At 63.1% G+C, this 21554-nt stretch carries 19 protein-coding genes and 1 pseudogene; 8 read left to right on the top strand and 12 right to left on the bottom strand.

Annotated elements, in window-relative coordinates; all coding sequences use genetic code 11:
• The first annotated feature begins 21 nt into the window (after positions 1-21).
• A complete protein-coding gene (locus AB8841_RS05380) occupies positions 22-918 on the top strand; it encodes a sugar phosphate isomerase/epimerase family protein (protein ID WP_370434805.1) in 897 nt (298 codons plus the stop codon).
• A gap of 299 nt (positions 919-1217) precedes the next feature.
• On the opposite strand, the gene argE is transcribed toward AB8841_RS05380, so the two are convergent.
• The 6 genes from argE to AB8841_RS05350 all read right to left on the bottom strand — a co-directional run bounded on the left by argE (position 1218) and on the right by AB8841_RS05350 (position 8012).
• The gene (gene argE / locus AB8841_RS05375; protein ID WP_370434804.1) at positions 1218-2387 is read right to left on the bottom strand and encodes an acetylornithine deacetylase; all 1170 of its coding nucleotides are present in this window, start codon (positions 2385-2387) and stop codon (positions 1218-1220) included.
• A 25-nt stretch (positions 2388-2412) separates the two neighbouring features.
• A complete protein-coding gene (locus AB8841_RS05370; protein WP_370434803.1) occupies positions 2413-3468 on the bottom strand; it encodes an ABC transporter ATP-binding protein in 1056 nt (351 codons plus the stop codon).
• Complete coding sequence (locus AB8841_RS05365; protein ID WP_370434802.1) at positions 3465-4481, bottom strand: ABC transporter ATP-binding protein; 1017 nt, start codon at positions 4479-4481, stop codon at positions 3465-3467. The genes AB8841_RS05370 and AB8841_RS05365 overlap by 4 nt, the downstream gene beginning before the upstream one ends.
• Positions 4453-5361 (bottom strand): ABC transporter permease, encoded by a 909-nt coding sequence (locus tag AB8841_RS05360; RefSeq protein WP_370434801.1) that lies wholly within the window; start codon positions 5359-5361, stop codon positions 4453-4455. Before AB8841_RS05360 ends, AB8841_RS05365 begins: the two co-directional genes overlap by 29 nt.
• Positions 5358-6335 carry an ABC transporter permease gene (locus tag AB8841_RS05355; protein WP_370434800.1) on the bottom strand — a complete coding sequence of 326 codons (978 nt, stop codon included), beginning with the start codon at positions 6333-6335 and terminating at the stop codon, positions 5358-5360. Before AB8841_RS05355 ends, AB8841_RS05360 begins: the two co-directional genes overlap by 4 nt.
• 78 nt (positions 6336-6413) lie before the next feature.
• Positions 6414-8012, bottom strand: a complete 1599-nt coding sequence (locus AB8841_RS05350; RefSeq protein WP_370434799.1) for an ABC transporter substrate-binding protein — start codon at positions 8010-8012, stop codon at positions 6414-6416.
• Positions 8013-8238: 226 nt separating this feature from the next.
• Between AB8841_RS05350 and AB8841_RS05345 the strand changes: the two genes are divergently transcribed.
• Positions 8239-9060 (top strand): IclR family transcriptional regulator, encoded by an 822-nt coding sequence (locus AB8841_RS05345; RefSeq protein ID WP_370434798.1) that lies wholly within the window; start codon positions 8239-8241, stop codon positions 9058-9060.
• Positions 9061-9312: 252 nt separating this feature from the next.
• On the opposite strand, the gene AB8841_RS05340 is transcribed toward AB8841_RS05345, so the two are convergent.
• The 5 genes from AB8841_RS05340 to AB8841_RS05320 form a co-directional block, all read right to left on the bottom strand.
• Positions 9313-10278: a hypothetical protein gene (locus tag AB8841_RS05340; protein WP_370434797.1), complete on the bottom strand. Its 966-nt coding sequence runs from the start codon at positions 10276-10278 to the stop codon at positions 9313-9315.
• Between the two features lie 442 nt (positions 10279-10720).
• On the bottom strand, positions 10721-11128 hold the full coding sequence (locus AB8841_RS05335) for a DUF1236 domain-containing protein (RefSeq protein WP_370434796.1): 408 nt from the start codon (positions 11126-11128) through the stop codon (positions 10721-10723).
• A 335-nt stretch (positions 11129-11463) separates the two neighbouring features.
• Positions 11464-12612 (bottom strand): DUF1236 domain-containing protein, encoded by a 1149-nt coding sequence (locus AB8841_RS05330; RefSeq protein WP_370434795.1) that lies wholly within the window; start codon positions 12610-12612, stop codon positions 11464-11466.
• A gap of 266 nt (positions 12613-12878) precedes the next feature.
• Entirely contained in the window at positions 12879-13922 is a 1044-nt protein-coding gene (locus tag AB8841_RS05325) for a sensor histidine kinase (RefSeq protein WP_370434794.1), read from the bottom strand.
• Positions 13906-14730, bottom strand: coding sequence for an ATPase domain-containing protein (locus AB8841_RS05320; RefSeq protein ID WP_370434793.1), 825 nt, complete (start codon positions 14728-14730; stop codon positions 13906-13908). The genes AB8841_RS05325 and AB8841_RS05320 overlap by 17 nt, the downstream gene beginning before the upstream one ends.
• A 252-nt stretch (positions 14731-14982) precedes the next feature.
• Here AB8841_RS05320 and AB8841_RS05315 point away from each other — a divergent pair, with 252 nt between their 5' ends.
• The 5 genes from AB8841_RS05315 (at position 14983) to AB8841_RS05295 (ending at position 19344) form a co-directional block, all read left to right on the top strand.
• Positions 14983-15792, top strand: coding sequence for a Crp/Fnr family transcriptional regulator (locus tag AB8841_RS05315; protein WP_370434792.1), 810 nt, complete (start codon positions 14983-14985; stop codon positions 15790-15792).
• A 208-nt stretch (positions 15793-16000) separates the two neighbouring features.
• Positions 16001-16168 (top strand): hypothetical protein, encoded by a 168-nt coding sequence (locus tag AB8841_RS05310; RefSeq protein WP_370434791.1) that lies wholly within the window; start codon positions 16001-16003, stop codon positions 16166-16168.
• A gap of 157 nt (positions 16169-16325) precedes the next feature.
• Complete coding sequence (locus AB8841_RS05305; RefSeq protein ID WP_370434790.1) at positions 16326-17312, top strand: aldo/keto reductase; 987 nt, start codon at positions 16326-16328, stop codon at positions 17310-17312.
• A 280-nt stretch (positions 17313-17592) separates the two neighbouring features.
• Entirely contained in the window at positions 17593-18534 is a 942-nt protein-coding gene (locus AB8841_RS05300) for a D-alanyl-D-alanine carboxypeptidase family protein (RefSeq protein WP_370434789.1), read from the top strand.
• Between the two features lie 228 nt (positions 18535-18762).
• Complete coding sequence (locus AB8841_RS05295; protein WP_370434788.1) at positions 18763-19344, top strand: Dps family protein; 582 nt, start codon at positions 18763-18765, stop codon at positions 19342-19344.
• Positions 19345-19454: 110 nt separating this feature from the next.
• Here AB8841_RS05295 and AB8841_RS05290 read toward each other — a convergent pair whose 3' ends face one another.
• The gene (locus tag AB8841_RS05290) at positions 19455-20519 is read right to left on the bottom strand and encodes an AI-2E family transporter (RefSeq protein WP_370434787.1); all 1065 of its coding nucleotides are present in this window, start codon (positions 20517-20519) and stop codon (positions 19455-19457) included.
• A gap of 261 nt (positions 20520-20780) precedes the next feature.
• Between AB8841_RS05290 and AB8841_RS05285 the strand changes: the two are divergent.
• Positions 20781-21319: pseudogene (locus AB8841_RS05285) on the top strand (transposase); the annotation flags it as partial.
• Positions 21320-21554 lie beyond the last annotated feature (235 nt).

Below are 21554 nucleotides of genomic sequence, written 5' to 3'. Positions count from 1 at the left end.
ACTATACTAGGGAGGTAATCCATGAATAGGCTTGGGGTCCATGCCTTGGTCTGGGAGGCAGGATGGAGCCACGACCAGTGCGCGCGAGCCATCGCGAAGTCAGCGGAAGTCGGCTACGACTTCATCGAGGCTCCCGCGCTCGATCCCGGCTCCATCGATCCGGATTTCACGAGGCGGGAGCTCGAGAAGAACGGTATCGGGATCAACTTCTCCCTCGGCCTTGAATTCGACACCGATATTTCCAGCGGCGATCCTGAGAAGGTGCGCCGGGGCAAGGCGAAGCTCGAACAGGCCATCGCGGTCTGCCGGGACTGCGGAGGCCAGTACATCGGCGGCATCCTCTACTCGGCTTTCGGCAAGTATACCAAACCGGCCACACCCGAAGGCGTCGCTCAGGCGGTGGACGTCCTGCGCGAGGTAGCGGAGATCGCGGCGCGGAGCGACATCACGCTCGTGCTGGAGGTGGTGAACCGCTACGAGACGAATGTCCTCAACACCGCCGCTCAGGGCGTGGAGATGTGCAAGCGCATCGGCGCGAGCAACGTGAAGGTCCACCTCGATGTGTATCACATGAACATCGAGGAATCGGACGTCGCATCCGCCATCATCGATACGGGCGATTATCTCGGCTATTTCCACACCGGCGATTCCCATCGGGGCTATCTCGGCTCTGGAACCATCGATCTCACCGGCGCATTCCGCGCCCTCGTCCGGTCCGGCTATCAAGGGCCGATCACCTTCGAGTCCTTTTCGTCCCGTGTCGTCGGCCAGCCGCTGGAGGGTATCCTCGGTATCTGGCGGAATCTCTGGGACGACGGTCACGATCTCGCATCCCACGCCCTGATGTACACCCGTGCGCAGTTGAAGGCTGCCCAGGAGGCGCACCGCCAGTCCACCGAACGCAGCCGCTTGCCTTAGAGCATCGGACCCAAAAGTGGATTTGCACTTTTGGGATCCAATCCGATGCTCCCTCTATCAGGCAGCGCATCGTTCTTGCGAAAAACCGGATCCACTTTTTCGCACGATGCGCTAGGGCGAGGCTGCGGCCCGCAGAGCATCCGATCTGAGAGCGTTCTTCGGTAAACCGAACCGGGACCTATCTCGCAGGTGTATGGCTTGCGCGCGTCGCGATGGGGAAAGGGGCAGGCGGGCATTGGCTCTCGCTGCCCATGCCACGTTGCTGCAGCGGAGCCGTCACGCCCGAGGCGATGGCCCGGTCAGTTGGTCGCCCTGTCGAGCAGGCGGCGCATGAAGGCCTCGCATTTGGCGACCTCGCTGAGTTCGATGTATTCGTCAGGCTTGTGAGCCTGGGCGATATTGCCGGGGCCGCACACCACGGCTGGGATGCCGCCCAGCTTTTGGAATGGACCGGCTTCCGTCGCAAAGGCGACCTTGGCGTGACCGTTCTGTCCGGCCAGGGCCTTTGCCAGAATGACGACGTCGTCCTCCGGCTCCGAAGCGAGGCCGGGAGTCGAGGACAGTTGCTGCCAGGAGAAGCCTGCGTCAGGGGCGATGGCCTTCATGGCCGGTTCAAGGACCTCATGGGCGAAGCGCTTCACCTCGGCCAGCAACTCTTGTGGATCCTGTTCCGGGAGATGACGGAACTCGAACACGAACTCGCATTCCGAAGGCACGATGTTGAGCGCTGTGCCGCCGCGGATCACGCCGGTATGGACCGTTGTGTGGGGGATGTCGAAATCGATATCGAACGGTCCCACTTTGGCGATCCGCCGCGCCATGCCGCGCAGATAGGAGACCACCTCGGCCGCGTATTCCACCGCATTGACGCCCTGCGGGGCCAGGGAGGAGTGACAGGAATGGCCGCTGACCCGGCAGCGCATTCCCAGCTTGCCCTTGTGGGCGCTGATGACCTGCATCCCGGTCGGCTCGCCGATGATCGCCATGCCCGGTCGCACGGACAAGTCGTTGAGATGGGCGATCAATCTTCGAACGCCGACGCAGCCGACTTCTTCGTCGTAGGAAAAGGCATAGTGAATCGGTGTTTTCAGATCGGCCTGAGCGAAGGCCGGCGCGAAGGCGAGCGCGATGGCCACGAAACCTTTCATGTCCGCGGTGCCCCGCCCATAGAGCCGGTCGCCGCGCCGGGTGAGCGTGAATGGATCGCTCGTCCAATCCTGCCCGTCCACGGGCACGGTGTCGGTATGGCCGGACAGCAGGATGCCGCCCCGGTCACGCGGGCCGATGGTGGCGTAGAGATTGGCCTTCTGGCCGGTTTCATCGAACACGAGCGTGCTCTCGATGCCGATCCGGTCCAGATAGTCGCGGATATAGCCGATCAGTTCCAGGTTGGAATTCCGGCTCGTCGTGTCGAAGCCGACGAGGTCCCGGAGCAGTTCGAGGCTGACGAGGGTATCCGTATTCATCATTGCTCCAGGCTCGCCCGCAATCCGCTTAGCGAGCGTCATTCAGGTGGCAGGCCGAGAAACGCCCGGGCGCGACTTCGCGCATCTCGGGGCGTTCCATCGTGCAGCGCGGCAAAGCATGCGGGCAGCGTGGGTGGAAGGCGCAACCGGACGGTGGGTCCAGAGGCGACGGGATTTCGCCCTTGATCGGAGCGAAGATCCGCTTGCGCGTGTCGACCCGCGGCGCCTCGTCAAGGAGCGCGCGGCTATAGGGATGGTTCGGCTGCGAAAACAGCTCAGGCGTCGGTGCGATCTCGACGACCCGGCCCAGATACATGATCACTGTGCGGTCGGCGATGTGCTCGACGACCCCGAGATCGTGGCTGATGAACAGGTAGGTCAGGCCGAGATCGCGACGCAGTTCCATGAACAGGTTGATGATCTGCGCCTGAATCGAGACGTCGAGCGCCGCAACGGATTCGTCACAGACGAGGAAATCCGGTCTGACCGCCAAGGCGCGAGCGATGCCGATTCGCTGCCGTTGACCGCCGGAGAACTGATGCGGGAACCGTGCCGCATAGGTCGGGTCGAGACCCACTTTCTTCATGATGGTGGCGACGTGATCGGCCTGCTCCCGCCGTGAGACGATGCCGTGAACGCGCGGCGCTTCGCCGATGATCTCGGAGACACGCATGCGTGGATTGAGCGAAGCCATGGGATCCTGGAATACCATCTGGATCTTCAGCTTGGCCTGTCGTGCCTGTTCGGGCGACAAGGCCGCCATCGCTTGTCCGTTATAGAGCAGCTGGCCGCTGCTGGGATGGGTGATACCTGCCACCATGCGGCCCAGGGTGGTCTTGCCGCACCCCGATTCGCCGACGAGGCCCACCACCTCGCCCGGAGCAATGCTCAGGCTCACGTCGTCGACGGCATGGACGTCATATTCCTGCACCTTGGCGCCGAGCCGCTTCGCCAGCCGCTCGGCGAAATCGAGCTTGCTGGAAAAGCGCTTGGTCAGATGCGCGAGTTCCAGGATCGGCTGGCCTGCGCCGGTCGTTGCCCGAGGCGCTTCGGGATTGGCTTGTGACGATAGAGCGATGGTCATGCGGCGGCCCCATGGGGATGAAAACAGCGCCAGCCATGGCCGCCGTCTCCCGCGAGGGAGGGCAGGGCGAGACAGGCATCGGTGGCGCGCGGGCAGCGTGAACGGAAGGCGCATCCTTCAGGCAGGTGGAGCAGGGACGGCGTCATCCCGGGAATCTGGGCGAGCGGTTGGCCACGCTTGTTGCGGCTCGGAACGGAGCCGAGAAGGCCATGGGTATAAGGGTGGCGGGCCCGGTCGATCACCTCTTGCGTGGTGCCGGTCTCAACGACACGTCCGGCATACATCACGGCGATCCGGTCGGCCAACGCCGACACGATGGCAAGGTCGTGCGTGACCCAGACCAGCGCGGTTCCGGTTTCACGGCACAGCTTCTGAATCTCGAAGAGAATCTGGGCCTGGATCGTAACGTCGAGCGCGGTGGTCGGTTCGTCCGCGATGATGACGTCGGGCTGGTGGAGCAGGGCGATGGCGATGGCAACGCGCTGGCGCATGCCGCCCGAGAACTGATGCGGATAGGACGAGAGCCGCTCTTCGGGAGACGGGATGCCGACACGCGCGAGCGCCTCTCGGGCTCGGTCGCGGGCTGCGCGGCGAGACACACGCTCGTGGGCGAGAACGGTCTCCACCATCTGCGTCTCGACGCTGAGCACCGGATTGAGCGTCATCATGGGGTCCTGGAAGATCATGGCGATCCGGGTGCCCCGCAACTGGCGCAGGCGTTTTTCGTCCGCCGTCACGAGATCCTCTCCCCGATAGCGGACCGAGCCTCCGACGATGCGGCCGGGCGGATCGATGAGGCCGATGATCGACATGCCGGTGACCGACTTGCCAGAGCCCGATTCTCCGACGAGCCCCAGGATCTCACCGCGGTTGAGGGTGAAGCTGACTCCGTCCACCGCCTTTGCAACGCCACCGCGCGTGAAGAAGTGGGTGCGCAGATCCTCGACTTCGAGCACTGGTATCTGTTGAGTCACGTTCGCCTCCTCAGTGCTGCAGGCGCGGGTTGAGGACATCGCGCATCTGATCGCCCACCAGATTGATGCTGACGATGGTGATCAGCAGGGCAAGGCCGGGGAAAACGCTGACCCAGTACTCGCCGCTCAGCATGTAGTCGAAACCGGACGCGATGAGCATGCCGAGTGACGGCTCGGTCACCGGAACGCCGACGCCCAGGAAGGAGAGCGTCGCCTCCAGCGTGATCGCATGGGCTACCTGCACGGTGGCGACGACAATCAGCGGGGGCAGGCAGTTCGGCAGCAAATGACGCAGCACGATACTGCGGCTCGGCAATGCCAGACATTGCGCGGCCTCCACGTATTCCTTGCGGCGTTCGACCAACGCGGCGCTGCGTACGGTGCGAGCATAATAGGCCCATTGCACGGCAGTGAGCGCCACGATCACCTTGTCGACACCTTTGCCGAGCACGGCCAGGAGAATCAGCGCAATCAGAATCGCCGGGAAGGACAGCTGGATATCCACGAGCCGCATGATCGCGGAATCCGTGCCGCCTCCGGCATAGGCTGCGACCATGCCGACGATCAGGCCGATGGCGAGCGCCATGGCCGTCGACGAGAAGGCTACCAGGAGAGAGGTGCGTAGGCCGTAGAGAATCGCACTCAACAGGTCCCGACCCTGCTCGTCCGAGCCGAGCCAGAAGGTGATCCCATCAAAGCTCTCTCCGCCTGGGTGCAGCATGCCGTCCATGATGTTCAGCGTGCTGAGATCGTAAGGATCCTGCGGCGCGATCAGGGGAGCGAACAGGGCCGACGAGACGACCAGAGCCAGGGCGATCAGGCCGAGAAGCGCAGTGCGGCTTTCCAGAAACTGGGAGACGAACCGCCTCAGGGGCGTCTGCACCTTGGCATGTGTGGGAAGCGAAGTTGCCGTGGTCATGCCTTGCCGCCTCCCAGGCGAATGCGCGGATCGAGCAGCGAATAGATCAGATCGACCACGAGGTTGATGACGATGAAGAGGAGCACGGTGACCAGCAGGTAGGCCACCACCACGGGGCGGTCGAGCACCAGAATGCTGTCGATCAGGAGCTTACCCATTCCGGGCCATGCGAAGACCGACTCGGTGACGACCGAAAAGGCGATGACGGAGCCCAGTTCAAGGCCGAGAACGGTAACCACCGGGATCATGATGTTCTTGAGAATATGGACCCCAATGACGCGGCGCATCGGCAGGCCCTTGGCGCGAGCGAAACGGACGTAATCCTGCAGCGCCACCTCGCGGGTTCCTGCGCGGGCGAGGCGGATCACGAGAGACACCTTGAACAGAGCCAGGTTCAGCGCGGGGAGAAGCAGGTGCTTGAGACCGTCGAGCGTCAGAAAGCTGAACGGGATGCCAAACACGCTCACGGTCGATCCCCGGCCGCTGGCCGGGAGCCAGCCGAGGGAGACGGCGAAAGCCATGATGAGGAGCATGCCGACCCAGAAAGTGGGAAGACTGAAGCCCAGGATGGATCCGGCCATGATGATGCGGCCCGCGCGGGAGTCCGGACGAAGTCCTGCCCACATGCCCAGCGGAATGCCAGTCAGCACGGCGATGACCATGGCGAACAGCGCCAGTTCAAGGGTTGCCGGAAAACGCTCGAGGACCAGGTTGAGGGCGGGTACGCCGTGAACGAACGAGGTTCCGAGATCACCCGAAAGAGCATTCTTGGCGAAGGTCAGGAATTGCTCGTGCATAGGGCGGTCGAGGCCGAGGCGCGCAATGGCGGCGGCTCGCTCGACTTCGTCGGCCTCCGGGCTGATCAGCACGTCGATGGGATTGCCGATCGCGAAGATGCCCGCGAACACCAGGACGGACATGATCGCAACCACGATCGCGCTCTGGGCGATGCGCCGGATCAGAAAAACCAGCATGTCGAGTTCCACATGGCGGACGGGAAAATGGGTCGGGGACGGCCGATGCCGCCCCCGACGGGCGAATCGCGGGTGCCCTTACTTGGCCGCGTGGATTGCTGCCGCCAGGGTGTACTGGTCGGCCCGGGGCTCGTAGCTCAGTCCCTTGCGCATGGCCCACGAGGTGACCTCGTAGTGCAGGGGCAGGACGGCGTAGTCGTCCATCGCGACCTTCATCGTCTCGGCCAGGAGCTTCTCCCGTTCCTTGTCGTCGACGGTGGCAAGGGCCTTGGTGAGCAACTCGTCGAGCTTCGGGTTGGAGTATCCCGTGTAGTTCGTCGGCCCGAAGCCCTTCTCCTTGATCTTCGTGGCGACCAGGGACTTCAGGGGTGAAGACGCCTCGCCGGTCGCGGCGCTCCAGCCCGCGAGATACACGCTGAACTCGCCCTTGTTGCGCCGTGAGAAGAAGACGTTGACGGTCGAGGCATCCACTTGCGTCTTGATGCCGATCCGGCTGTACATCTGGGCGACAGCCTGGGCGATCTTCTCGTCGTTGATATAACGATCGTTCGGCGTGCCGATCGTCAGTTCGAAGCCATTGGGGTAGCCGGCCTCGGCCAGCAGCTCCTTGGCCTTCTTTGCATCGCTGACGACTTTCAGGTCCGGGTTCGTGCCGAACAGGCCCGGCGCCAGGAGCTGAGCTGCGGGTTCCGCCGTATTGTTCATGATGCGCTGAACGATGGCCTTGCGGTCGATGGCCAGCGAAAGCGCCTGGCGAACGCGGATGTCGCGCAGCGGGTTCTTGCCGTCGGTGCCCTTGATCGTCGGTGTCGGTTCGGCCTGATCGAGAGCGAGATAGACCACGCGGTTCGACATGGTTTCGACGACCGAAACTTTGGGATCCTTGCGCAGCCGCTCCAGGTCCTGCAGCGGCGGCTCGTCGACCAAGTCGACGTCACCTGCGAGCAGCGCCGCCACACGCGGACCGTCGCTGGTGATCGGGCGGAACGTCACCTTCTCCCACTCGGGCTTCTGGCCCCAGTAATCGGGGTTGCGAGCAAGCACGATCCGCTCGCCCTTGACGTACTCGGACAGCTTGAAGGGGCCGGTGCCGATGGCGAGCGTTCCATCGTTGAATGCTTGCGTCGTCGGCCAGGAATCGGCTTTGCAGCCCGCCTTGTCGAAGGTGACCTTCTCGCCGCCGGCGGCCTTGGCCGAGATGATGCCGAAGGTGGTCAGTTCCACGGGAAGAAGCGGATAGGGGGCCGCTGTCTTGATGATGATGGTGTAAGGGTCCGGCGTCTCGATGGCGTCGATGCCCTTGGTGTAGAGGGTGAACGACGACGGGCTGTTGGCCACGTTCGGGATGCGGCAGACCGAATAGACGAAGTCCTGTGCCGTGAACTCCGTGCCGTTGTGGAATTTTACGCCCTTGCGCAGCTTGAATTCCCAGGTCCTGTCATCGACCGTCCGCCAGGATTCCGCCAGTGCCGGGATCAGGCGCTGCTTGGCGTCCTGATCAACGAGCGACTCGAAGATGTGCCGGCGCACCGTATTGTTGGGTGTGAGGTTATGATAGTGCGGATCGAGGGAGCTCGGCTCAGAAGCGGTGCCGATCTTGATCTCGGCCGCCGATGCGTGGCTGACGAGGAGCGACGAGGCGAGGACGCCGGCAAGGACGCTTATTGGCTGTTTCATGGTCTCTCTCTGATGGTCGCTCTTGAGCCGGTTGGCTTGGAGCCTTTGTTATTAGGAAACAGAAATTCGTTATCGCAATGCGATACGACTGTAGCGCAGCGCGATTATCTCAGATATAATTGCCGAGCTTGTCAAGGGATCTGCCGCGAAGCGGAGCCTGGCTGAATGCATGGAGGGAGCCGCCATGGCGCCGAGACGGTCCGTTGCAACCAACGATCCGGCAGAGATGCCGGAAATTCTGCGTGCTGAGGGCGTGGAAAGCGGGATGTCTCGGGAAGACCCGCTGTTCATCAACTCCCTCGCGAAGGGCCTAGGGGTGCTGAAGGCCTTTGATGGCGGTTGGGATGCTCTTGGCCTGCGCGAGATCGCAGGGCGATCGGGAATCAGCATGGGAGCCGCCCAGCGCATCACGCATACGCTGGTCCGTCTCGGCTATCTGCACAAGGATGAAAGGACGCGCCGCTACCGCTTGGCGGTGCGCATGCTCGATTTCGCATACCATTATTTTCACGCCAGCCCGCTGTACGAGGTCGCAATCCCGTTCGTGGCCTCAGCGCGGGACGATTGTCGAGAGACGATCAACGTCGCTGAACTGGATGGTCCGGAGGTCGTTGCCGTCATCCGCATGCCGAGCCGCCGCTTGATGAATCCGACGTCGACGATCGGGCGCAGGCTGCCTGCCTTCTGCACGGCCGGGGGGCGGGCGCAGCTTGCCTGGCTACCGGCGGAGGAGGCAAAGGTCATTCTCGACAAGACGAATTTCCAGCCACGAACCCAACATACGCTTATCGACCGCGCAGAAGTGGAGCAACGCCTGACAGCTGCGCGACGTGATGGCTTCGCTCTGGTGGAGGAAGAGGTCAATCACGGTGAGATTGCGCTCGCGGCGCCGATTCTGGATGGAAGCGGGCGCCCGCTGGCAGCGGTCGGCGTTTCGACATCAACGGCGGATTGGACGGCTGCCGCGGCGCGCGAGAAGCTTGCTCCGATCGTCATGCAAACAGCACGTCTGATCTCACGTTCTCTGCAGGGCTGGAAGCCATTCTAACGCATCGTGCGGACCCGGCGGGCCGCGCTAGCGCATCGTGCGGAAATGCGGCCCCGGTTTTCCGCACGATGCGCTCCTCTAGGAGGGAGCATCGAACGCCAATATAGGCACCGGTTTTGCGTGAAAAGATGCTCGACGACATAGACTGACAGCATCGGATGTGGGTTCGACTTCACGTCCGATGCCGCAAATGATCGCCCCGGCTAAACGGTCGAGGTCAAATGCGAGGCCAACCTCAAGGAGGCCAGTTCATCACTTTTTGGCGCAGATCGCCCTGGCCCGCGTGCTGCTTTCATCCTCGTGCACGGAGAAACAATAGACGCTGTTCTCATCCATGGCGAAATGGTCGTTGCGGTTGCATGTCCCGCCGATCGGAAATTCGTCATCGTTGCAGCGAGCAGCGCATCGTCCTCCTGGCGCGCATTGCTGCACAAGCACCCGAAGGATCGTTCCAGCCATTCCGGGTTTCCCTTCTGGCCCTGGGGGACCAGGCGGTCCCGAGGGGCCAGCCGCTCCGGCGGGACCTGCTGGGCCCGGAGGGCCAGGCGGACCGGCTTCTCCCTGAGGTCCAGCCGGCCCGCTTGGACCAGGCGGACCTTCCGGTCCAAGTGGCCCCACCGCGCCAGCGTCCCCTCTCGGGCCAGGGGCACCCTGTGGTCCCTGCGGTCCCTGGAGGCCCGCGACCCCTTGTGGTCCCTGTGGTCCCGTCGGTCCGGCAGATCCCTCTGGCCCAGGAGGGCCTGGAGGTCCGAGCGGGCCCGGAGGTCCGGGTAGGCCCTGGGAGCCATCGGCTCCAGCCGGACCGGCAAGTCCTTGGGGGCCGAGCGGCCCCTCTGGCCCTGGAGTGCCGGCTGGCCCGGGCGGGCCTGCCACAGGCTGCTCGATCGACGCCTGCTGCGGCATCGCCTCGGTGCGCGGCCCCTCGGGGCCTCTCTGGCCGCAGAACCCGACCACCGCTTTGCGCTGCTCCTCGTCGGCCCGGAGCGTGACGATGCAATCGGCCGGATGGTAGATCACCCGGAACGCGAAGCGTCCATTCGCGTCGGTTTTCGTCTGGTGGTCGCCGTCGAGGGTGACCTCCGTCTGACGCGGTTTGTTCAGCCGGCCGACGACCCGCAACTCGCCTGCCGTGATCATGGCCTGTTCCACGATGATGTCCGCCACTGCAGGACCGGCACTCAGGGCCAGGGTGCTCGCTAGGAGCCAGCGTTCGAGCATCAGCATTTCCTCCCGCCTTGTCAGTCAAGCTTCGCTCGGGAGGGCTCCCGCGTCAATTTGGGAAGCGTGGCGAAACAGCGGTAAGCCGATCGCGCAGAATGGACTTCACGAGCTGCCGTCGATATCTCGCTTCAAAGCATCTTTAACGCGACCAGGCCCCCCGAGGCCTTCCAAGGGAACCGGAGGCCACGGCGGGCAGCCAATGGTCGAGGTGGCCGATCGATGGGGCAGGCTGGCTATCCGGTTTGAGGCGACTCGGTCCCGGGGGGAAACGCCGACGCGGACGCATCCGCCAGCGTCCATGATCTCGATCGTTTTCATGTGAAGGCGGGAGCCAACATGGCGATCGCAATCACGGTCCGAAGACACGCTCGTGGTGTCGAGATCAAACACGAAGAGGGCGGCACACCGGGCCGCCCACTCGATTGTCCACGGATGTGGCTTACCGGATGACCTGCACGATCTTGCGGGTGCCCGGCTCGACCAGCACGGGAGTGTCGTTCACCACCGTGTAGCGGTAACCCTTCACCTTGTACTGGGTGGGAACCTCGTGGAGGGTCACACCGGATTCCGGAAGAACTGCACCCACGCGCACCTCTTCCTTGTAGGCGTAGGAGGGAACGTGCTGGGTGGTTACGTACTGGCGGAACTCCGGCTGCTGCTGGTCGGCGATGCCGCCCACGATGGCGCCCGTCACGCCGCCCACCGCGGCACCGACAGGACCACCCACGATGGCGCCACCGACCGCACCGGTTGCCGCACCGGCCGCGGCGCCGCCGGACTGGGCGAAAGCTGCCGCGGGGGCGAGGGACGCAAGGACGGCACCAGCAAGAAGAAGCTTCTTCGACATGGATTTTCTCCTGAATTTCTAGCTCGGGTTTTGGCCCGCTGTTCACTTAACGCCTATTCAATAGAATAGTTTCGCAATCATCGGTATATTTTAGCGTGTTCGCGTAATATTCATGAAGATGAATGCTGAATTAACATCTCACGTATCTTGCCGAGTGTCGGAGATGGTTCTGGCCGTGATCTGTAACTCCATATTTTCGAGGCGCATTCATAGAGCCGCGTTTCGAAGGAGCCACGATGGCTGCCGGAGGCTTCGCCACTCGATCCATGCCGGTTTGTCGATTCCGCCGCTTGAACGGAGGGGTTGGAGGGAGGGCCTCCCTCCAACCAAATGGCTTATTCAATGACCTCGATCACGCGGCGGGTCTCAGGCTCGACCAGCGCGACTTCGTCACCGATCACCACATAACGATAGGTCCGGAGTTCCGGCATTTCGCTGATGACGGCTTCCGGCACCTCCATGATTTCGACGTCCTGCGGAAGCGTCGCGCCTTCGCGGATCTCGATCCTGGTCGACGTGGACGGCCGAATCGAACCCGTGGTCTCAACGGTGCTCTTGAACTTCTTGCGCTGCTCGCTGTTCAGGCTCACCGAGGCAGACTTGCGCGAGCTGCCCGACTTATGGATCACCTCGACGATCTTCTTCGTCTTCGGCTCGACGATCACGATCTCATCGCGCACCACCACGTACTGATAGTTCCGGTACTGCGGCACGATTCGCACGACTTCCGGCGGCAGGGGCGACAGACGCACCTCCTCGGTGATGGTGGTGCCGACCGACACGTTGAAGCGCACGTTCGAAACCGTGTTGATGTTGGTTCTGCTGAATGCCTGCGTCACCTCGGTGCGCTGCTCCGTGTTCAGGCTTGCAACTGCATTCGTCGAGGTATTCGACGAGGCGGAACTGGATGACGTGTTGCTCTGCCGGGCGGCAGAGCCCGCGGGCTGCGCGGTCGCATTCGAACCGGACTGGGTGCTCTGCTGCTGCGAGGAACCGTTGGTCGAGCGCTGCTGGCTTTCCCGGGGGGCCTGCGACGTGGCGCCGGAGCCTGTCGTAGCGCCTTGCGAAGTGCTCGTCGATTGAGACGAGCCTTCTTGCTGCGGACGCTTCTGGCTATCCGAAGACTGGGTCGCACCTTGCGGACTGCCGGAGGCGGTCGGGCGCTGGGTCCGCTCGGGCGAAGTCGTCGAACCGGTGCTGGACGTATCTTGCGAGGATGAACCCTGACGCGATTGCACCTGACCGGTCGATGATCCGGTTTGAGCCGAGTTCTGGCTGCGCTGCGAGTCAGTGGTCACGGAACTGGGGCGATCCCGACCCGAAGCGCCTTCCGCAGTGCCGGATGCTTCCGATGACGACGCCGGTGGCGTAATCTGAGCACGCGAGGTGCCCGACGAGCCGGGGGCTGCGGCCTGCGCGAGGACCGGAGCGGTCCCAAGGACCAACGCTACGGCGGCAGCGGTCGAAAGCAGGGTTGAACGCATCGAACATGCTCCTTTAGATCAATTCCAATCAAGAACTGTCTAACGGAGCTTGACAGCTTCCGTTCCCATAATGATCGGCAGGATCCTGCAATCATTTGTCCGCCAAGGGGTGAAACGCCCGGTGTCTTGTGTGGGGCTCTCCTTCAGGGTGGATGCAAGGAAGAGACCTGGCGGCTGGAACCGGGTTGCCCAGGATGTCTCTGTTCCCAGCAGGCCACCGTCTCGGCCGAACAAGTTCAGTCGAGATATTCAGGCTCCCTCCACGATCAATATTCGGGCACAAGGCGCTCCTCGACGAGGGGAATGTCCATATGGCAGGTCAATCCCTCGTGCTCGTACGAGATATTGATCGCCGCATGGCATTGATGGGTCAAAACCCGATGCAACAGCGTCGAGCCGAAACCCTTCCGTCGGGGCGTCACGACAGGCGGGCCACCGCGCTCTACCCACGCGATGACGAGCCGACGCTCTGCTTCCAGTTCCCGGACCTTCCAGACCACCGAGATCTGTCCGCCTGGAACCGATAGCGCCCCGTGTTTGGCAGCGTTCGTGGTGAGCTCATGCACCGCCATGCCGATCGGAACGGCTAGATCGGCCGAGAGCTCCACGGGTGGCCCGTCAAGGGTGATCCGCCGCTGGGCGCCATCGTCATAATGCGACAGCTCATTCCTGAACATTTCGATCAGCGGTGCCGTCTGCCAGTAGTCCTCCGTGAGGAGGTTGTGCGTATTGGACAGGGAAACGATCCGGTCGGCGAACGAGCGGTAGAATTCATCGACGGAATGTGTCGAGCGGGCCGTGGCCCCGAGCAGTCCCTGCACGGTCGCAAGGGTATTCTTCACCCGATGATGCAGTTCGCGGATCAACAGGGCTTGGCGCTCATGCGTTCGCTGGCGGTCCTTGATATGCGCCTCCACCTCTCGTTGCCGCTGCCTCGCCCGTAGGGCCGACCTGGCGGCATTGACCAGCACGGCCGGATGGAACGGACGCTCCAGCACCGTCACGTTCCCAAGCAGCTCGGTCAGGCGCTCGATCGGTGATCCGCCGCGATGGGTGAGAAGGATAAAGGGAAAATCGGACCAGGGCGGCTGCCGTTCGACCCACCCGGCAAGCTCCCGCCGGTCGGCGCTGACAAGCGCCTCCTCCGTGATCACCGCGCAGGCTGCCGCATCCAATCCTCCGACAAGCGTCTGGAGACTGGGGCAGATCTCGGCCTTGATCCCGACTTCGCCAAGGATGGCCCTCGCTACCGCGCAATCTCGCCCGTTCGGGGCGAAGATCAGCACGGACACGTCATCGGCCCGCGTCATTGTCGGTCTCACGCTCCTCGAGAAGAGAGGCGCGCTGGCCCTCGAATGTCCGTACGTCTGTCAACACGCCCCGGAATTGCTCCAGTGGGGGACCAACGCGCAAACCCTGGCTGTCGATCCGGAACTCCCGGATCGTTTCCTCGTGCGGGCCTGTGCGTCGCTTGACGACCGACAAGGCCCTTCGGATCCGCCGGTCGGCCTCGAAAAAACGAAGCAATACGACCGCATCGCTCAGATATGTCAGATCGACCGGCGAAACCATCTGGCCGACCATCCCGTGCTGCGCCAGGATCAGGATCGTCACGACGCTTTGCTGGTTCAGATAGGTGAGCAGTTCGTGCATCTGGAGCACGATGAAGGGCTGCTCCGGCATGGCGTTCAGATACCCGGTCAGGCTGTCGACCACGACCCGGCTGGGCTCGACACGTTCGATCTCCGCCGGCGCCATGTGGACCGTCTCGCCGAGTTCCAGATCGGACGCGTGAACAGGACTCTGTTGCTGTTGCGGATCGAGACTGAGCTCCGAAGGCACCCGTTCGAAGATCTCGATACCCTCAAGGGACCAGCCGCGGCGGGAGGCTACGGACAGGAGTTCCCGCTCGCTCTCGGACAGGGCGATGTAGAGACAGGTCTCTCCCTGCTCGGCGCCCACGAGAAGGAACTGCATTCCCGCCGTCGTCTTTCCGGAGCCGGGTCGCCCCTCGATGAGGTGGGCGCGGTTCCCGGCATATCCTCCGGCGAGAATGTCGTCGAGCCCAGGAATGCCTGGTGGGATCGGGGCCGCATCGGAATGCGTCTGAAGCGTCATGGCAATCCTCAACGGGTGGACGGTTTCGACGAAGGCCGAGGCGGCGCCCGATCTTCATCCGACGCATCGGGTCGACATCGGGCTCTTGTCTCGGGTGTGTCCCTCACGGAGGGGACGCTCGTGTGTCCTTGTAGACAGGAGCGACGGGTCTGTCTGTCCACATGTGAACATATGATCCGGGTTGTGTTCACAATTGAACGTAAGTTGTCCTGGTGCGTTGGGACTGGCGAAGCGCTGGAGGAAAGACGCCTGATGCATCCCGCAATGATCTCGTCACACCTCAGGAACAGGATTTCCAGCAATAACCTGCTGAGTGCTCTCAGGCCGGAAGATCTCACCATCGTGGCGCCTTCGCTGCAGGAGTGGGAGGGCGAAGCCGGGGTTAAGCTCTATCAACCGGGAGATGAGGTCAGATTCGTTTACTTTCCCTGTGGTCCAAGTCTCGTCTCGTTTGTCGTCGAACTCGAGGATGGCCTCACGGTGGAGACGGCTCTGATCGGACGCGAGGGCGCCGTCGGCGGGATCGTGAGCCAAGGACGCCTCCCGGCCTTTGCTCGTTCCGAGATTCAGTTTCCAGGTCCGTTCCTGCGCCTCTCGACCGCGGATCTCGAGGAATTCGAAACCCGATCGCCGAGCCTGCGGCACCTGTTCGCCCGCTATGCGGATTGCATGCTGGCGCAGGTGTTCCAATCGGTGGCCTGCAATGCGGCGCACACGATCGAGCAGCGAACGGTGAAATGGCTGCTGGCCGCCATCGATCGAACGGGCGATCACGACGTTCCCCTGACCCAGGAGCAGTTGGCCAGCATGATGGGTGTCGGCCGCAGTTACGTGAGCCGGGTCATTCAGTCCTTGAAACGCCGCCATCTGCTGGAGACCCGCAGAGGTGGCGTGCGCGTGCGGGATCTTGAGAGGCTTGATACCTTGTCCTGCGGCTGCAACAACGCATTGCGCCGCCATTTCGACCAGGTCCTGGCGGGCGTCTATCCAACCGTCGAAGAGAGTTCGGCTCAGAAGGCGGAAGCCGGTAGCAAACGCCCTGGATCCCGGATGAAGGCGTGAGGACCCGCAATCCGCGCAGACGATCCATGACCTTGCTTCAGCTTTTCTCGCCAGGGAGGGAAACCGATGAGGCTCCGGCTCATCGACCTGGCAGAGGAGGGCCTTCCTGAGAGCTGCCTGTGCCAGATTCTGGACGTGAGGCAAGGCCACGACTTCGCCCGATCGAAGGGACCCTGCGGCAGCCCGCTCATGATCCGCGAATGGGACAATGAACGCCCACCCGTCGGCCTGCGCCGAACCTGTCGCCGACGAGACGCTGACGCGCGCCGGTGATCAGGCCGTGTACCGCTTCACCCACGACGGCTGGATGAGCCGCCTGGGGATCAACCTACGGTTCTGTAATCGACCCCAGGCCCAGATTCAGGGCAGACCTTGATGAAGCGCGCCCTGGAGCTACGCTTCATCGCGAGTCGCAGCGCCGTCGGGAATAAGGGCATGGCGCAACATTTTGGCAACCAATTCAGTTGGGCCGCTTTTCCCTGCATCCGGTGCTTGACGCACCGTGACGGATGACCCTGGATCGGAAGGAAGAGATGATGTCCCGGTCTCACTTTGCGCCACCTGGCCCCTTAGGTTTCGGTGGCGCCCCTCTCGGCAACATGTTCGACGTGGTGTCAGAGGAAACAGCGGAGGCTGCGCTCAGTGCTGCCTGGGACACAGGGGTGCGGTACTTCGACACCGCGCCTCATTACGGCAGTGGCCTGTCCGAGCACCGCTTCGGCAATGTGCTGCGTCGGTATCCGCGTGAGGAGTTCGTTATTTCCACGAAGGTGGGTCGGATCATGCAGCCTGACCCCAGCGCGCCGGAGAATCCGCCTTTTGTCAGGGGCCTGCCGTTCCGAGGCGAATACGATTACACCTATGACGGGACGATGCGCTCGGTCGAGGACAGCTATCAGCGCCTTGGCTTGGCCCAGATCGACATTGTCTACATCCACGATCTCGCCGCCGATCACCACGGCGATGGATGGAAGGAGTTGTTCGACGTGGCGATGAAAGGCGCCGCCAGGGCCCTCATACGTCTCCGCGACGAGGGTATGATCAAGGGATGGGGCATGGGGGTCAATCTGACCGAACCCTGTGAACGAGCCCTCGAGATGTCCGACCCGGACGTATTCCTCCTCGCCGGACGCTACAGTCTCCTCAACCAGCCGGCGCTGGACCGGCTCTTCCCGATGTGTGCGGAGCGGGGAGTGCATGTGGTCGTCGGTGGCCCTTACAATTCCGGCCTGCTCGCGGGAGGGCGGAACTTCGAATACCGGGAGGCGCCGGCCGAGATGATCCGGAAGCGGGATCGCCTGGCGGAAATCTGCGGCCGCCATGGCGTCGATTTACGGTCGGCGGCCCTTCAGTTCTGTGCTGCCCATCCCGTCGTCGCCGCCATCATTCCCGGTGCCAAGCACGCCGATAAAGTGCGCGAGAACGCCCGGTTGATGGTGGCGGAGATTCCGCAGACCCTCTGGGAGGACTTGAAGCGGGAGGGGCTCATCCCGGCCGACGTTCCAACTCCTGTCGGATGAGCAACCTGCAGGGATGACTGACTTCCGCCTCGCCAGGGACTTCTGGCCTCGGCGGCCGGGAGCATGATCCCGGGACTTGCTCTGGATCGCCGTCGAGATCAGCAGGGGCCGCGTACCGGCACGGGCCATTCTTCTCCTGCCCGGTCACGTCGTTGAACGGTATGAGGCGATCGTAGCCCTCGCGGCGGTTCGGCGCCAGCGACCCGGTAGGAGTACCGAGGCCGGAGGGCCTCGCGATCGGAGGCTTGCGCGCGGCCGCGCTTCGGTCAACCATCGGTTCATGAAACTGCCCTCGCTCCTGCTCGCCGCTGGACTGATCCTGGCGGCCGCGCCAACCGGCGCCTCGCCCCTGTTGCTGGTGGATGCCTCCACGGGCGATATCCTCGCCGCCCAGGAGGCGACCCGTTCCTGGCATCCGGCCTCGCTCACCAAGCTGATGACGGCCCATCTTGCCCTTACGGCAGTTCAATCGGGCCGCCTCACCATGGACAGCTCCATCGTCCTGAGTGCCCGCGCCGCGGCTCAGGCCCCGTCCAAACTGGGCGTCCCACCAGGCACCTCGCTCCGGTTGGAGGATGCACTCCTCGTCATGATGGTCAAAAGCGCCAACGACGTGGCAGTCGCCATCGCAGAGGCAATCAGTGGAACGGAGGGATCGTTCGTCACCGCGATGAACGCGGAGGCGAGGCGTCTCGGTATGAGCGGGACTTACTTCGTGAATGCCAGCGGCCTGCATCATGACCGCCAGGTGACCAACGCGCGGGACGTGGCCGTTCTGATGCTGGCGATTCTGAGCTATCACGGGGACCATGCCGAACTTTTTCGGACGTCGGCCGTCACGGTCGACGGCCGGACTCTGAAGAACACCAACAAGCTGGTCGAGGACTATTCCGGCCTCGAGGCGACGAAAACCGGCTACGTCTGTGCCTCCGGGTTTAATGCGGCCGTCTCGGCCGTCCGCGGAGGCCGGCGGGTTGTCGGCGTGGTCCTCGGCTCTCCCAGTGCGGCAGCGCGAACGCGGATCATGCGGGAACTCCTCGATACAGGCCTGTCGGGAACGACAGGGTCCCTCGGCCATCTGAGCACGGTAAAGGCCGAGGCGCTCGCGCCGGGTACGGACCTGCGTCGTCGCAAGTGCGGTCGAGAGGAGCCTGTGATGGGGACGACGGTCGCCACCGGTGGCGATGTAAAGCGGGCGGGATCCTCGCAGGTTCGTCGCTGACAAGCCCTTATGGGAACCGATCGGTTGCCGAGTCGGCGAGCCTGCATGGTGTGAGGCGAGGACGCGCTTTGGGCGTGTGCGTTTCGTTCAGCCCATTCCGGTAGGCGGATCCTGTTCCCATTCCTGGGAACTTGTCAGGTTCGCAAGGGTTCAGCTTGCTGTGCTCCATCGTCCTGTCGCCAGCAGATGCCGGCAGTCGGAGCGTCAGTCCAACATCGGAGATTGCGCATGGCCAGGGCCCTCTCTTCACGTAAATCCACCAAGACAAAGAGCGCGACCAATACCGCGGCAGAGCGCAAGAGCCGCCCCGCACCTCGACTTGAAACTCCAACCTTTCTGTCGTCACAAGCCAGTGAGGAAATCGCGGCGGCGCTGACCGCGCTTCTTGCGGACACCTTCGCTCTTTACCTCAAGACCAAGAACTTTCACTGGCATGTGAGCGGGCCCCATTTCCATGACTATCACCTCATGTTCGACGATCAGGCGGACGAGATCTTCGCCATGACCGATCCCCTGGCGGAGCGGGCGCGCAAGGTCGGCGGAACAACCTTGCGATCGACCGGCCACATCGGACGCCTGCAGCGCCTTCTCGACAATGACGCCAGCTATGTCGAGCCCGCCGACATGCTCGCCGAGCTGATGGACGACAACAAGCAGCTCGCCGCCTTCATGCGGCAGACGCACGATTTGTGCGACGATCATGACGATGTCGCCACCGAGAGCCTTCTTGAGGAGCTCATCGACCAGACGGAGAAGCGCGTCTGGTTCCTATACGAGACGAGCCGCGGAATGCAGACCTCCGGACACTGAGCGTGAGCCGAGAGCATCGGACCCGACAGTGGATTCAACTTCCCGCGTCCGATGCTCTCGCTCTTACACCCCCTCCGTCACCTTCGCGCTTAAGCCTGGAACGTCGCAGCTCAGATGAGTTCGCGCGCCGCGAGTTCGTTCTTCAGATACGCATAATAGATCGGGGCGGCCACCAGGCCGGCGATCCCGAACACAGCTTCCATGACCAGCATAGCCACGAGAAGCTCCCAGGCACGCGCGCTGATGTGAGTTCCCATCACGTGAGCGTTCACAAAATACTCCAGCTTGTGAATCGCGATCAGGAACAGAAGCGAGCTCACGGCCAGCAGCGGAGACACGCTGAGACTGACAATCACGATCGCGGTGTTGGAGATCAGGTTGCCGATCACGGGCAGAAGCCCCGCGATGAAGGTCACGGCAATGAGAGTTTTCGTCAGAGGCAGCGGGCTCCCCAGCAGGGGAACGACGCCCAACAAGTACAAACCCGTAAGGGCGGTGTTCAGAGCCGAAATCCGCACCTGCGCGAACACGACGCTGCGGAAGGCCTCACCGAGCAGGCGCGCCCGCTCCCGTAGCGCTTGTGCCAGGGGACCGGGCGCGGTCTCGCCGGCCTCGTGGCTGACCGCGATCATGGCCCCGATGACCATGCCGACAATGATGTGGACCAGGGCCCACCAGACGTCCTGGCCCACCAGCCGGAGCTGACCTGCGTTCTCACGCAGCCAAGCCGAGGCGGCACCCTTCAGCTCCTGAGGATCGGCCGGAACATAGCTGCTGAGCCAGTCGGGCAGAAGGGGACGGGCACTCTCGATCACCTCGGCCATGCGCTGCAGCAGAATGGCCAGGCTGTCCGGCCCACCGGACAGCAAGGACACCAGCCCCAGGATCGCCGCCCCGATGACGACGACCACGACCGTCGCGAGCAGCGATACAACCAAAATCTTGCCGGCCCGGCGGGTTACGAGGGTGCTGGGGCGCGGGGCCAAGGCATGCACCAGTTCATGGACCAGCAAGCCAGCCAGCAAAGAGGTGAGCAGGCCAACCTTGAGCGCACCGAGCAGGGCAACGGCAGCGAGCACCTGCGTCGTTGTTGTGAGCCCAGAAGTTTGGTTCCCTGCCTGTCGGGACGGGGGCGGCTCCTTGGATGAGAGATCGCGCCCGGGAACATTGAGCATCGCATACCTTCGAAAGGGCGGAGCCCTCAATTGTGCCCACCATTCGATGAGCTGTCGATTGAATTCACGGCAGACACAGCCTGGGCCAAGCGGTCGGCCAGCGTCAGGCTGCCCGCGTGCGTCGGTCATCAGCGTAGGACGACCATGGCCGTTGGTCGAGACCGATGCTCCTGATGCCGGCATGATACGGTGTAGCTTGGAACGTTACTATTGTCGATCGGATTGCCCTCCGGGATCGGCTTGTTGGTCGGCGTCGTCACGTTGATCTGGGTACGATCGCGCGCTGTGTCGACGGACTGGCATGAGGCAGCCCGTCAGCTACAAACGCCATGGTTCCCACCCCGGATCATCGCCCATGCGGCCTGGTTGTATTTTCGCTTTCCTCTAAGGTTGCGGCTGATCGAGGAGATCAGGATGGCTCTGTACTCGACGCGATCGTCCAGACACGCCGCGACACCAAGGCGGCTAAGCGCTTGCTGCGGCGCCTGCTGAAGGATCAGGGCCTGGCCCCCAAGCGCATCATCACCCATAAACTCGCCGCTTACGGAGCCGCCAAGCGGGAGGTCATGCCAAGGGGGGATCACTGGTCGCTAACGGGCCTGAATAACAGGGCCGGGAATTCGCATGTCCCGTTGCGAAAGCGAGAGCGGGCGATGCAGGGCTTTCGATCGCCGGGGAGGCTTGCGGAGATTTGTCAGCGTGTTCTCTGCTGTCGGCAACCTCTTCGTTCCGCCACGTTCCCGCTGCTCCGCCCTTGCCCCCATCTTCACCGCTTCACCGCCATAGCCGCGTGGGAGGCTGCAGCCTGCAGATGCGCGTCAGCCCGTCAGGCAACCTCGATTGCCTCAATGCGCCCGATCTCCGTTAACGTGACGCCCCCGACACAACCATCTATCCTACCCTAGAGTATCTATGAGGACAGAGCTTGCGCCGATCCTGCTCTGGCCAGGCTGCGCGGCGAGCAGGGTCGCCGCCCAGTCATGGCACCGGACGCGCCCGGCCATCCCACCCTCACCGGGCGACCATGCCGCCATT

The organism is Microvirga sp. TS319 (assembly GCF_041276405.1).
Taxonomy (GTDB): Bacteria; Pseudomonadota; Alphaproteobacteria; order Rhizobiales; family Beijerinckiaceae; genus Microvirga.
Note: the sequence above shows the minus strand (reverse complement) of the source record. Positions and strands in the feature narration are given on the sequence as shown.

What these genes read in the sequence shown, in the direction of transcription:
- AB8841_RS05335 (WP_370434796.1), bottom strand. Translation starts at nt 11,128, where the DNA reads ATGTCGAAGAAGCTTCTTCTTGCTGGTGCCGTCCTTGCGTCCCTCGCC.
- AB8841_RS05350 (WP_370434799.1), bottom strand. Translation starts at nt 8,012, where the DNA reads ATGAAACAGCCAATAAGCGTCCTTGCCGGCGTCCTCGCCTCGTCGCTC.
- AB8841_RS05330 (WP_370434795.1), bottom strand. Translation starts at nt 12,612, where the DNA reads ATGCGTTCAACCCTGCTTTCGACCGCTGCCGCCGTAGCGTTGGTCCTT.
- AB8841_RS05365 (WP_370434802.1), bottom strand. Translation starts at nt 4,481, where the DNA reads ATGTCCTCAACCCGCGCCTGCAGCACTGAGGAGGCGAACGTGACTCAA.
- argE (WP_370434804.1), bottom strand. Translation starts at nt 2,387, where the DNA reads ATGATGAATACGGATACCCTCGTCAGCCTCGAACTGCTCCGGGACCTC.
- AB8841_RS05305 (WP_370434790.1), top strand. Translation starts at nt 16,326, where the DNA reads ATGATGTCCCGGTCTCACTTTGCGCCACCTGGCCCCTTAGGTTTCGGT.
- AB8841_RS05320 (WP_370434793.1), bottom strand. Translation starts at nt 14,730, where the DNA reads ATGACGCTTCAGACGCATTCCGATGCGGCCCCGATCCCACCAGGCATT.
- AB8841_RS05295 (WP_370434788.1), top strand. Translation starts at nt 18,763, where the DNA reads ATGGCCAGGGCCCTCTCTTCACGTAAATCCACCAAGACAAAGAGCGCG.
- AB8841_RS05355 (WP_370434800.1), bottom strand. Translation starts at nt 6,335, where the DNA reads ATGCTGGTTTTTCTGATCCGGCGCATCGCCCAGAGCGCGATCGTGGTT.
- AB8841_RS05380 (WP_370434805.1), top strand. Translation starts at nt 22, where the DNA reads ATGAATAGGCTTGGGGTCCATGCCTTGGTCTGGGAGGCAGGATGGAGC.
- AB8841_RS05360 (WP_370434801.1), bottom strand. Translation starts at nt 5,361, where the DNA reads ATGACCACGGCAACTTCGCTTCCCACACATGCCAAGGTGCAGACGCCC.
- AB8841_RS05310 (WP_370434791.1), top strand. Translation starts at nt 16,001, where the DNA reads ATGAACGCCCACCCGTCGGCCTGCGCCGAACCTGTCGCCGACGAGACG.
- AB8841_RS05325 (WP_370434794.1), bottom strand. Translation starts at nt 13,922, where the DNA reads ATGACGCGGGCCGATGACGTGTCCGTGCTGATCTTCGCCCCGAACGGG.
- AB8841_RS05340 (WP_370434797.1), bottom strand. Translation starts at nt 10,278, where the DNA reads ATGCTCGAACGCTGGCTCCTAGCGAGCACCCTGGCCCTGAGTGCCGGT.
- AB8841_RS05345 (WP_370434798.1), top strand. Translation starts at nt 8,239, where the DNA reads ATGCCGGAAATTCTGCGTGCTGAGGGCGTGGAAAGCGGGATGTCTCGG.
- AB8841_RS05300 (WP_370434789.1), top strand. Translation starts at nt 17,593, where the DNA reads ATGAAACTGCCCTCGCTCCTGCTCGCCGCTGGACTGATCCTGGCGGCC.
- AB8841_RS05315 (WP_370434792.1), top strand. Translation starts at nt 14,983, where the DNA reads ATGCATCCCGCAATGATCTCGTCACACCTCAGGAACAGGATTTCCAGC.
- AB8841_RS05370 (WP_370434803.1), bottom strand. Translation starts at nt 3,468, where the DNA reads ATGACCATCGCTCTATCGTCACAAGCCAATCCCGAAGCGCCTCGGGCA.
- AB8841_RS05290 (WP_370434787.1), bottom strand. Translation starts at nt 20,519, where the DNA reads ATGCTCAATGTTCCCGGGCGCGATCTCTCATCCAAGGAGCCGCCCCCG.